General features: G+C 55.2%; 1 pseudogene. It reads left to right on the forward strand.

Features of this window, described 5'->3' with window-relative positions:
• Positions 1–1,200: pseudogene (locus tag DDR33_RS26190) on the forward strand (DUF6443 domain-containing protein); the annotation flags it as partial.

The following is a 1,200-nucleotide window of genomic DNA, read 5'->3' on the forward strand; positions in this document are numbered from 1 at the left end:
CCCTGGCAGCTCAGCACCAGCGGCGTGAGCGGATCAGGCCATACCGGCAAGACCGAATACAGCACCAATACCGCCAGCGGAGACCGGTCTGTGCGCCTGTACCGGGCAGAAACCGTCACCACCGCAGGCCAGCAGCACCAAAGGACACTGAGCACCAGCGGGAACTATGCAGCCAGTCAGCTGTACCTGACCATCACCAAAGATGAAAACTGGACAAGCGGCAAGACCGGTACCACCGAAGAATATAAGGACAAAGAAGGGCAGGTAGTGCTCAAACGCACCTGGAAAGATGAAAGCACACCCTATTCCACCTACTACGTCTACGATGACTTTGGCAATCTCAGTTTCGTTTTGCCCCCTGGAGCAGAGCCCGACAACGGCGGGATAGATGCCACCAAACTCAATAAATACTGCTACCAGTACCGCTACGACGGAAGGAACCGGCTGATCGAAAAGCGCATCCCCGGCAAAGACGGATGGGAGAGTACGGTGTATAACACCATTGACCAGGCAGTCCTGACTCAGGACCCCAAACAGGCCCAGAACGGTAAATGGACCTTTACCAAATACGACGGACTAGGAAGAGTCGTGATGAGCGGGGAATATGCCAGCAGTGTCTCCCGGGCCAGCCTTCAAACCACGGTGAATGCCCAGGCATTCAACTGGGAGAACTATGTGGGAGGTACCGCAGGTGAAGGCTATACCAATCAAAGCTTCCCCACCAGTTCCACACCCTTCACGGTAAACTATTACGACGGTTATACCTTCCCCGGCAGTACTACCTTCGGGCCCCTTCCGGTAGCCCGGAGCCCGAAGACCCACAGCCTACTGACCGGCACCCGGATAAAAGTCCTGGGCACGACCACTATGCTGACCAGCCTCACCTTCTATGACGAGGACGGCCGGGTGATGCAGGTCAAGAGCCAGAACTATAGAGATGGAGTAGACAGCGTGCTGACCACCTATACCTTCACCGGTGAGCCCGATACGGTTACCCGTTACCATACCAGCCCGGGCAGCAGCGTTACCACCAGGACCCGCTACGCCTACGACCATATGGGAAGGAAGACGAAGACCTGGGAAAACATCAATAACGCAGGAGAAGTGTTGCTGTCCGAAAATGAATATAACGAAACAGGCCAGCTGTGGAAGAAGAAACTGCACAACGGGGCCCAGACCATCACCTATACGTATAACGAA

Source organism: Pararcticibacter amylolyticus (genome assembly GCF_003130405.1).
In the GTDB taxonomy this organism is placed as follows: domain Bacteria; phylum Bacteroidota; class Bacteroidia; order Sphingobacteriales; family Sphingobacteriaceae; genus Arcticibacter; species Arcticibacter amylolyticus.